This window comes from Mycobacterium sp. E796, assembly GCF_001672815.1.
Lineage (GTDB): Bacteria > Actinomycetota > Actinomycetes > Mycobacteriales > Mycobacteriaceae > Mycobacterium.
In genome coordinates, this window is sequence record NZ_LZKK01000112.1 from 1 (window position 1) to 9,171 (window position 9,171).

The 9,171-nt window shown below is 66.5% G+C and carries 10 protein-coding genes and 2 pseudogenes; 1 reads left to right on the top strand and 11 read right to left on the bottom strand.

Translation table 11 applies throughout. The annotated features are described in order from the left end of the window. Window positions 1-59 precede the first annotated feature (59 nt). Together A5706_RS32135 and A5706_RS09185 are read right to left on the bottom strand one after the other, a co-directional pair. Window positions 60-197, bottom strand: a pseudogene (locus A5706_RS32135) (SUMF1/EgtB/PvdO family nonheme iron enzyme); the annotation flags it as partial. Window positions 198-230: 33 nt separating this feature from the next. Next, the gene (locus A5706_RS09185; protein WP_068129300.1) at window positions 231-1,172 is read right to left on the bottom strand and encodes a DUF4436 domain-containing protein; all 942 of its coding nucleotides are present in this window, start codon (window positions 1,170-1,172) and stop codon (window positions 231-233) included. Window positions 1,173-1,468: 296 nt separating this feature from the next. Here A5706_RS09185 and pstS point away from each other — a divergent pair, with 296 nt between their 5' ends. Next, a complete protein-coding gene (gene pstS, locus A5706_RS09190) occupies window positions 1,469-2,596 on the top strand; it encodes a phosphate ABC transporter substrate-binding protein PstS (protein WP_068129302.1) in 1,128 nt (375 codons plus the stop codon). A gap of 4 nt (window positions 2,597-2,600) precedes the next feature. Here pstS and A5706_RS09195 read toward each other — a convergent pair whose 3' ends face one another. The 9 genes and pseudogenes from A5706_RS09195 to A5706_RS09235 form a co-directional block, all read right to left on the bottom strand. Continuing rightward, the gene (locus A5706_RS09195) at window positions 2,601-3,527 is read right to left on the bottom strand and encodes a DUF4436 domain-containing protein (protein ID WP_068129305.1); all 927 of its coding nucleotides are present in this window, start codon (window positions 3,525-3,527) and stop codon (window positions 2,601-2,603) included. A gap of 137 nt (window positions 3,528-3,664) precedes the next feature. Then, complete coding sequence (locus tag A5706_RS09200; RefSeq protein WP_068129307.1) at window positions 3,665-6,022, bottom strand: arylsulfatase; 2,358 nt, start codon at window positions 6,020-6,022, stop codon at window positions 3,665-3,667. Between the two features lie 176 nt (window positions 6,023-6,198). Next, entirely contained in the window at window positions 6,199-6,561 is a 363-nt protein-coding gene (gene rpsQ, locus A5706_RS09205; protein ID WP_369831834.1) for a 30S ribosomal protein S17, read from the bottom strand. A 6-nt stretch (window positions 6,562-6,567) separates the two neighbouring features. Further along, entirely contained in the window at window positions 6,568-6,804 is a 237-nt protein-coding gene (gene rpmC, locus A5706_RS09210; protein ID WP_068129309.1) for a 50S ribosomal protein L29, read from the bottom strand. Beyond that, window positions 6,804-7,220, bottom strand: coding sequence for a 50S ribosomal protein L16 (gene rplP / locus A5706_RS09215; protein ID WP_067012938.1), 417 nt, complete (start codon window positions 7,218-7,220; stop codon window positions 6,804-6,806). The genes rpmC and rplP overlap by 1 nt, the downstream gene beginning before the upstream one ends. A gap of 3 nt (window positions 7,221-7,223) precedes the next feature. Then, window positions 7,224-8,060, bottom strand: coding sequence for a 30S ribosomal protein S3 (gene rpsC / locus A5706_RS09220; RefSeq protein WP_068129310.1), 837 nt, complete (start codon window positions 8,058-8,060; stop codon window positions 7,224-7,226). Then, window positions 8,060-8,629 carry a 50S ribosomal protein L22 gene (gene rplV / locus A5706_RS09225; RefSeq protein ID WP_068129312.1) on the bottom strand — a complete coding sequence of 190 codons (570 nt, stop codon included), beginning with the start codon at window positions 8,627-8,629 and terminating at the stop codon, window positions 8,060-8,062. The genes rpsC and rplV overlap by 1 nt, the downstream gene beginning before the upstream one ends. Continuing rightward, window positions 8,626-8,907, bottom strand: a complete 282-nt coding sequence (rpsS, locus tag A5706_RS09230; RefSeq protein WP_025738376.1) for a 30S ribosomal protein S19 — start codon at window positions 8,905-8,907, stop codon at window positions 8,626-8,628. The genes rplV and rpsS overlap by 4 nt, the downstream gene beginning before the upstream one ends. A 15-nt stretch (window positions 8,908-8,922) precedes the next feature. After that, window positions 8,923-9,171: pseudogene (locus tag A5706_RS09235) on the bottom strand (50S ribosomal protein L2); the annotation flags it as partial.

The following is a 9,171-nucleotide window of genomic DNA, read 5'->3' on the forward strand; positions in this document are numbered from 1 at the left end:
GTTCGCCGAATTCGTCGCCGCCACAGGCTATGTCACGGTTGCCGAGCAACCGATCGACCCTGCGCGTTGGTCACGGGGTGCCGCTCGACCGCGAACGGCGCCACGCTCACGGTGTGGATCGGCGCCTCTTCGGGGTAGAAGCTCGTCGAGCCCATGCGGAACGATCCGCCGGGCAGGTCGATCAGCTCGGTGAGCACCCCTTCAGGGTAGGACGAGCGTGCGCCGGCGCCTCAGTCCGATTGTCGGTACCAGGTGAACATGTACAGGGCCATCGCGGCGACGAGCGCCATCAGCACCCAGATCACGAGAACCTGGTCGATCCACGCGCCCGGTGGCGGAGACCCGGGCAGGAAATTGCGTATCGGGATCACGGCGAACAGCATGGCGGCGAACCACGTCACAAACGGCGGCACGAATTTCCGCCTGCCCAGGGCGATTTGGATGGCCACGGCGAACGCCAAGGTGGGCAGGGCGAACAGCACCAGGCAGATGCCCAAGTCGAAGATCAGCGGCCCCTTGGCGCGGTGCAACGTGATGATCACGTTGTCCGGGCGATCCGCCTCCTGGCTTGCCTCACCCACCCGCTGGACGCTGACGTCCCAGCCGTCCAGCGCCCCGGTGACCTCGACCCGGGCGGGTATGTACTGGCGGGCATCGCCTTGCCCGACGAGTACCTCCGCCGACAGGGTGTCGGTGCTGTAGGAGTCGAACGGCCAGTTGTTGGGATCGCCATGGGCCTCGATCGTGGTGGCGACCTGCGCCGGCGACTTCCCCGCCGGATATTGCAGGTCGCCCAGGTCATTCGGGGGGTCCATCCGCACCGCGGTGTCGGTCTTCAGCACATCGAGGCGTTTGTCGAACATGGAATCCTCGGGAATCACCAGCACCTTGACCGTGAGGCGGTTCGCGATGGTTTCCAGCTTTTCCAGACGCACCAGCACGACCGTGTCGTTGGTCGCGTTCAAGTCCGGCGGCTTGATCGGCGCCGCCGATTTGGCCAGCAAATGGACCCCGAACAGCGACAGGCCGTAGACGATGAGGAAAGCGACCAGGATCCCGATCACCAACAGGGTGCGGCTTCGCCTGCGGGCGGGGGGCGCCTCGGGGGGCGGCGCGACGGGTTGCTCCGGTGGGGTTGGAGGCGGCGGAGCCGGTGGGGCTTGATGGGTCATCGGTCAGCACCTCCGTTGGGTTGCAGCAACTCGGCGGGCCATGCGCGGATTAGATCGTAGCGAACCGGCCGCGCAAGCGCGAGGAATCGAAATTTACTTCATCAATCAGGTAATTTCCGTCAACCCGCGCAACGGTTGCTCGCTACGCAGCGAAACCCGGCGGTCGGCCCAATTGCCGACCCGTTCATCCGTTGTTGGTTTGCCTGTTAATTCGATGGCTGTAGAAGTCGAGGTGTATCCGGACACATCAGCTCGCCGTCGAAGCCGGGCGCCATCATCGCCTGGAGGCAATCACAGTGAGGCACACGCGACCGGCCGCCGCTATCAGCTTGCTGGCGGCGGTTGCCCTGGTGGGCTCGGCATGCAGCAATTCCCACGCGACCCTGGCGTATGCCGCGGGCGCGAAGGTCGACTGCGGCGGCAAACAGACCCTGATCGCCAGCGGGTCGACCGCCCAGGCGAATGCGATGACGAAGTTCGTCGACGCCTACCACCGGGCCTGCCCGGGGCAGAACCTCAACTACACCGCCAACGGGTCGGGCGCCGGGATCAAAGAATTCCTGGCCGGCAAGACAGATTTCGGCGGATCGGACATACCGCTCGCCGACGATCAATACGCCGCCGCCAAACAGCGGTGCGGCGGCGCCGACGCCTGGAACCTGCCCGTGGTGTTCGGCCCCCTGGCCATCACCTACAACCTCGGCGCCGTCGACTCCCTGGTGCTCGACGCGCCCACACTGGCGAAGATCTTCAACGGCACCATCACCCGCTGGGACGACCCGGCGCTTACGGCGTTCAACACCTCCATGCCGGCGGAGGACATCAAGGTCATCTACCGCAGCGACGATTCGGGCACCACCGACAACTTCCAGAACTACCTGCAGTCCGCGTCCGGCGGGGCGTGGAAGCAGGGCACCGGCAAGGCGTTCAAGGGCGGGGTTGGGGTCGGTGCGTCCGGCAACAAAGGCACCTCGGAGCTCGTGAAGACGACCGAGGGTGCGATCAGCTACAACGAGCTGTCATTCGCGCTGCAGCAAGGTCTTTACGCCGCCGAGATCAAGACGCCCGCGAGCCGCCGCTCGCTGCGCCCGGTGCGCATCGGCACCGACACGGTCGGTAAGACGATCCTGGGCGCCAAGATCACCGGCGCCGGAAACAATCTCGTGCTCGACATTTCGTCGTTCTACAACCCGGCCCAGCCGGACGTCTACCCGATCGTCCTGGCCACCTACGAAATCGTCTGCTCCAAGTACCCCAACGCCGACGACGCCAAGGCGGTCAAGGCGTTCCTGCAGGCGGCGATCGGGCCCGGCCAGGTCGAGCTGGCCAGGAACGGCTACATCCCCCTGCCGCCCGACTTCCAAGCCCGGGTCTCGAGCGCGGTCGACGCGATCAGCTGGTCCGGAGCGGCGGTTGCGGAGTAGGCGTTCAGCCCTTCTTCGGTGACCTTCGGTCTCGTTGCTGCCACCAACCGGACAGGAACAGTGCCATCGCGCTGACCAGTCCGATCAGCACCCAGAGCACGACGGCCTGATCGATCCACGAACCGTACGGCGGGCTCCCCGGCAGGATGTTGCGCAACGGGACGATGGCGAACAGCATTGCGCCGTACCACGTCACCATCGGCGGTAAGAACGAGGTCCTGCCCAACGCCACCGGAATGGCCACCCACAGTGCCAACACGGGCAGGGCGATCAGGACGAGGCAGATTCCGAGGTCGAAGATCAGCGGGCCCTTGGCGCGCTGCAGGGTGATGGTGACGTCGTCCTGGACGTCCGGGTTGGAGTCCGCCGGGTCATGGACACGGGTGACGGTGGCATCCCAACCATCGAGCTTTCCGGATACCTCGACGCGCGCGGGCAACTTCTCGCGGTTCTGACCGGAACCGGTGAACACGTCGGCCGCGATGACCTCCGTCTTGTAAGTGTCGAAAGGCCAGTTACCGGGATCGCCGTGCGCCTCGATGGTGGTGCTGACCTGCGCCGGCGCTTTTCCGACCGGGTATTGCAGGTCGCCGAGGTCGTTCTCCGGATACAGGCGCACGGCCGCGTCGGTGGTGAGCACCCCGAAGTTCTTGTCGTAGAGCGAATCCTTCGGATAGACAAGGACATTCACCGTCAAGCGGTTGGCGACGGTATCGAGTTTCTCGAGGCGCACCTGCACGACGCTGTCCTCGGCCTCGACCTTGCTCAGGTCCGCCGCGGGCAGCGGGGGCGTCGATTTCGCCAGCAGGTGCACCGCGATCAGGGACAGGACGTAGATGACGATGAGGGCGACGATGATCCCGAACGCGATCGCAAAGCGAGGTCCTCGCGACTGGGGTGGCGCCGGCGACGGGGGTGCTTCGGCGGTCATTGGGGCATCACGGGGCCAGATGCTACCGCCCGCCGGTCCTGAAACCGCTCTTTTCAGGGGATGACGACCGCAAATTGTTGCATCACCGTGGATTTCGCCGCGTCGAAACCGGGCGTGCCCGCGGGCCGAGCGCCAGCTCAGTCGCGCGAAAACGCAAGCGCCAGTTCCCTTTCCACGTCCTCGTACGGCCTGCCCGAGAAGTCGACCGTGACCTCGGCGATGGTGCCGCCGGTGAACGTGAACGGTGCCTTGTAGCGGCTCGACACCTTAGAGCCACCGTTGCGCCCGACGGTGATCCCGGCACCCGCCAGCCCGAACGTCCCCGGATGGGTCGCCACGTCCGCCAGGGCGCCGACCGCCTCGTCGTCGACGAACAGGGTCAGGTCACCGAGCGGGGTGTGGCTGTTCTCCACCGTCCCGGTCCGCGCGTAACGAACCCCCAGCAGGTGCCGGCCCAGCGGCACCGGGCCGGACGACGACACCAGCTGCTGGCGCTCGCCGAGGAAGTTGTAGACGTAGTGCAGCCGACCGTCCTGGACGAACAGCACGTGCCCGCCGTGCGCGCCGCCCTGCTTGAACAGCACGCCTTCGGCACCCGTGGTATCCACAGTCACGTCGGCCAGCACGGCGAACGAGCGCCCGCGGATCTCGGCGGCGGCGCCGATGCCGACGTCGGCGCAGTCGGGATAGTAGGTGTAGCTGGACCGTTCGCCGACCAGGTAGGGCCGCGAGCGCATCATCGTCTCGATGATGTTCAGGTCCGACAGCGGCAGGCCGTTGTATTTGGCGGCCTCGGAATACCACAGCGCCTTGAGCTCTTCCAGCTTCTCGGGCTGCTCGCCGGCCAGGTCGTGGCACTGGCTGCGGTCGGCCTCGATGTGGAACAGCTCCCAGCGGTCGGCGTCGAAATGCGACCAACCGGCCGGTGTGGCGGCATGGACGGTGTTGGCGAACCAGCCCTCGTGCCAGATCCCGCGGGTGCCCAGCATGGTGTAGAACTGAGTCCGCTTGCCGGTGTCGGCATTCGGATCCGCAAGGGCCACTTTGAAACTCACGCCGTCCAGGGGTTTCTGCGCGATGCCCTTGACCTGCTCGGGCGGCGTCATGCCCAGCAGGTCGTAGACGGTCGGGGTGATGTCGCAGACGTTGACGTAGTTGTCGCGGACCTCGCCATGCGCGGCAATGCCGTTGGGCCACGAGACGATTGCCGTGTCGGCGATGCCGCCCTCATGGGAGGCGTAGCGCTTGTACAGCTTGTACGGCGTGTTGAAGGCCATCGCCCACCCGATCGGGTAATGGTTGTAGGTCTCCGGGCCGCCAAGGTGGTCGAAGAGCTTCATGCTCTCCTCGACGGTGTCGATGTAGCCGTTGAAGAACTTGCCCTCGTTGACCGATCCGTTCGGGCCGCCCTCGCCGCTGGCGCCGTTGTCGGAGATCACCACGATGATGGTGTCGTCCAGCTGGCCGGACTCCTCGAGGTAATCCAGGATGCGGCCGATCTGGGCATCGGTGTAGCTGAGGAATCCGGCGAACACCTCGGCCATGCGGCAGAACAGCTTCTTCTCTTCGTCGCCCAGCGAATCCCAGGGCCGCACGGTGTCCTGCAGCGGCCACGGCTCGCCGTTGGGCCCCTTCACGTCGGCGTACGGGTTCACCGGCGACAGTTCGGTGTCCGGCGGCACGATGCCCATCGACTTCTGGTTTTCCAGCACGATCTCGCGGTAACGCTCGTAACCCATGTCGAACCTGCCGGCGTATCGGTCCGCCCACTCCTTGAAGACGTGGTGCGGGGCGTGGCCCGCGCCCGGGCACACATAGCTGAACCACGGCTTGTCCGGGGCGATCACCTTGGCGTCGCGGATGAACTCGATGGTCTTGTCCGCGATGTCCTTCGACAAGTGATAGCCGTCTTCCGGGGTAGCGGGCGGGTTGACCGGGTGGTTGTCGTACATCAGGTCCGGGTACCACTGGTCGGTTTCGCCGCCCATGAACCCGTAGAACCGCTCGAATCCGCGCGAGGTCGGCCAATGCCGTTTCGTCGACGCCAGATTCGACTCTTCCAACGGCGTCAGGTGCCACTTTCCGACGCAGTAGGTGTTGTAGCCGCGCTCGGCGAGTACCTCGGAGATCAGCGCGGTGTCGGCGGGGATCCGTCCGTTGCAGTTGGGGAAGCCGTCGGTGAACTCCTCGATGGTCGCCATGCCGACCGTGGTCGCGTTGCGCCCGGTCAGCAGGGACGCTCGCGTCGGCGAGCACAGCGCGGTGGTGTGAAACTGCGACAGCCGCACGCCGCGCTCGGCGATCCGCGTCATCGCGGGCATCTCGACCAGGCCGCCGAAGCAGTCCCAGGTGGCGATCCCGGTGTCGTCCCAGACGAGGTAGAGGATGTTCGGCGAGTTCTCCGGCGCCGTCGGTGCCGCGTACGGCCCCCAGTCCGGCTCCGAGTCGCGGATATCCAGCTCGATCTTGCCCTGAAACTCGGTCGACCCCGTCATTGCTGCCAGCCTCACTCTTGTTGGTGGACCCCGTTACGCGCGTGCGTGGAGAGTACACCGGGCAGGTGAGAGCAAGGTGTGAATAACGCCACCCGTTCGCCAGCAGACGCAAAAGCCCCCGACACGCCGAGCGCGCGGGGGCTTTTGTGTCTGCTCGCCGCAGACCTGTTCGCCGACTACTTGGCCTTCTCGAGGATCTCGACGAGCCGCCAGCGCTTGGTGGCCGACATCGGGCGCGTCTCCATCAGCGAGACGCGGTCGCCGATGCCTGCGGTGCTGTTCTCGTCGTGTGCCTTGACCTTCTTGGTGGTCCGGATGATCTTGCCGTACAACGGGTGGCGCATGCGGTCTTCCAGCTCGACCACGATGGTCTTCTGCATCTTGTCGCTGACCACGTAGCCGATGCGCACCTTGCGCCGGCCGCGCGACTTCGGGTTGGCCGGAGTGTGCTTGGGGCCCTTGTCCTTCGCCGCGGCGTCGGTGGGAGCGGCCTTCTTGGGGGCAGCCTTTGCGGGCGCCTTCTTAGCTTCTGCCATCACGAATCCTTATTTCTCCTCGGTGCCGTCGGGTCCGCTGGCCAGGCCCAGTTCCCGTTCGCGCAGCACGGTGTAGACGCGCGCGATTTCCTGACGCACCGTGCGGAGCCGGCGGTTGTTGTTGAGCTGTCCGGTCGCCATCTGGAAGCGCAGGTTGAACAGCTCCTCCTTGGATTCGCGCAGGCGATCGGTGAGCTCAGAGTCGGTGAGCTCGCGCAGTTCGCCCGGCGAAATGCCCAGTGCCATCAGAACTGATCCTCTCGGGTCACGATGCGTGCCTTGATCGGCAGCTTGTGGATTGCGCGGGTGAGCGCGGCGCGGGCCGTCTGCTCGTTGGGGTAGCTGAGCTCGAACAGCACCCGGCCCGGCTTGACGTTGACGACCCACCATTCCGGGGAGCCCTTACCCGAACCCATCCGGGTCTCGGCGGGCTTCTTGGTCAGCGGGCGGTCGGGGAAGACGTTGATCCACACCTTGCCGCCACGCTTGATGTGCCGGTTGATCGCGATACGGGCCGACTCGATCTGCCGGTTGGTCACGTACGCGTGCTCGAGCGCCTGGATGCCGTAGTCACCGAAGTTCACCTGCGTGCCGCCGCTGGCGATGCCACGCTGGCGCGGGTGGTGTTGCTTGCGGTGCTTAACCTTGCGGGGAATCAACATGATTCAGCTCTCCGTACTCTGCGGTTCGGGGGCCGGCGCGGCCTCGACTGGGGCCGCTGCGGCTTGGTCCTCGGCACCCGCGGCCCGGCCGGCCTCGGTGCTGGTCGCCGTGGTGCCCGACGCGCCGCTGCGCCGCGGACGCGTGCCCGACGGCCGCTCACGACGGGGACGGTCGGCGCCCGCCGGTGCGGCGGCGGTCAATTCGCGCTTGCCGCCGACGATGTCGCCCTTGTAGATCCACACCTTCACACCGATGCGGCCGAAGGTGGTCTTGGCCTCGTACAGGCCGTAGTCGATGTCGGCGCGCAGCGTGTGCAGCGGCACCCGGCCCTCGCGGTAGAACTCCGAGCGGCTCATCTCCGCGCCGCCGAGGCGGCCCGAGCACTGCACCCGGATGCCCTTGACGTTGGGCTGCCGCATCGCCGACTGGATGGCCTTGCGCATCGCGCGGCGGAAGGCCACCCGGTTGCTCAACTGCTCCGCGACGCCCTGCGCCACCAATTGTGCCTGCGATTCGGGGTTTTTGACCTCGAGGATGTTGAGCTGGACCTGCTTGCCGGTCAGCTTCTCCAGGTCGGCCCGGATCCGGTCGGCCTCGGTGCCGCGGCGGCCGATGACGATGCCGGGACGCGCGGTGTGGATGTCGACCCGGACCCGGTCGCGGGTCCGTTCGATCTCCACGTCGGCGATGCCGGCGCGCTCCAGGCCGGTGGACAGCAGCCGGCGGATCGCCACGTCTTCCTTGACGTAGTCGGCGTACTGCTTGTCGGCGTACCAGCGGGACTTCCAGTCCGTGGTGATGCCGAGCCGGAAGCCGTGCGGATTGATCTTCTGGCCCACTAGTCTGAGCCTCCCTTCGTTTCCGAAGCCTCAGAAGTAGTAGGGGTTTGAGCCTTCTTGGCCGGAGCCTTCTTGGCGGCCGGCGCCTTCTTGGCGGGAGCCTTCTTGGCGGGGGCCTTCTTCGCCTCCGAACCAGGGCGAGCCTTCGCGGCCGCCTTGCTGGCCTCGGCGCGACGGGCCCGCGTCGACTTCGCCGACCGCTCGCCGGAGGCCGGCCGGCTTTCCACCACGACCGTGATGTGGCTGGTGCGCCGGCGAATCCGGAACGCGCGGCCCTGGGCGCGCGGACGGATGCGCTTGGCGGTCGGGCCCTCGTCGGCGTACACGGTGGCGACCACCAGCGTGGCGGGGTCCAGGCCGTTGTTGTTCTGCGCGTTGGCCGCGGCGCTGGCGATCACCTTGGCCACCGGCTCGCTGGCGGCCTGCGGCGCCCAGCGCAGGATGTCGAGCGCGTCTTCCACCGACTTGCCGCGCACCAGGTCGATCACCCGGCGCGCCTTGGTCGGCGACACCCGCACGAACCGTGCCTTGGCGACGGCCGACGGGTATTCAGTCGTCGTGGTGCTCATCGGCGCTTGGCCTTTCGGTCGTCCTTGATGTGGCCCTTGAAGGTGCGCGTCGGGGCGAACTCGCCCAGCTTGTGGCCCACCATCGCCTCGGTGACGAAGACCGGGACGTGCTTGCGCCCGTCGTGCACGGCGAAGGTGTGGCCGATGAAGTCCGGGATGATCGTCGAACGACGCGACCAGGTCTTGATGACCTGCTTGCTGTTCTTCTCGTTCTGCACGTCCACCTTCTTGAGCAGGTGGTCGTCGACGAACGGTCCCTTTTTCAGGCTGCGAGGCATGTTTGGCTACTCCTATTACCGCGAGTGCTTCTTGCCGGTGCGTCGGCGTCGGACAATGAGCTTGTTGCTCTGCTTGTTCGGGTGGCGGGTGCGGCCCTCGGGCTTGCCCCACGGGCTGACCGGGTGGCGGCCGCCGGAGGTCTTACCCTCACCACCGCCGTGCGGGTGGTCGACCGGGTTCATCACGACACCACGGACCGACGGGCGCTTGCCCTTCCACCGCATCCGACCGGCCTTGCCCCAGTTGATGTTTGCCTGCTCGGC

Excerpts from the sequence above, each read along its gene's own strand:
- A5706_RS09195 (WP_068129305.1), bottom strand. The coding sequence starts at position 3,527 with ATGACCGCCGAAGCACCCCCGTCGCCGGCGCCACCCCAGTCGCGAGGA.
- rplP (WP_067012938.1), bottom strand. The coding sequence starts at position 7,220 with ATGTTGATTCCCCGCAAGGTTAAGCACCGCAAGCAACACCACCCGCGC.
- rpsS (WP_025738376.1), bottom strand. The coding sequence starts at position 8,907 with ATGCCTCGCAGCCTGAAAAAGGGACCGTTCGTCGACGACCACCTGCTC.
- A5706_RS09185 (WP_068129300.1), bottom strand. The coding sequence starts at position 1,172 with ATGACCCATCAAGCCCCACCGGCTCCGCCGCCTCCAACCCCACCGGAG.
- A5706_RS09200 (WP_068129307.1), bottom strand. The coding sequence starts at position 6,022 with ATGACGGGGTCGACCGAGTTTCAGGGCAAGATCGAGCTGGATATCCGC.
- rplV (WP_068129312.1), bottom strand. The coding sequence starts at position 8,629 with ATGAGCACCACGACGACTGAATACCCGTCGGCCGTCGCCAAGGCACGG.
- rpmC (WP_068129309.1), bottom strand. The coding sequence starts at position 6,804 with ATGGCACTGGGCATTTCGCCGGGCGAACTGCGCGAGCTCACCGACTCT.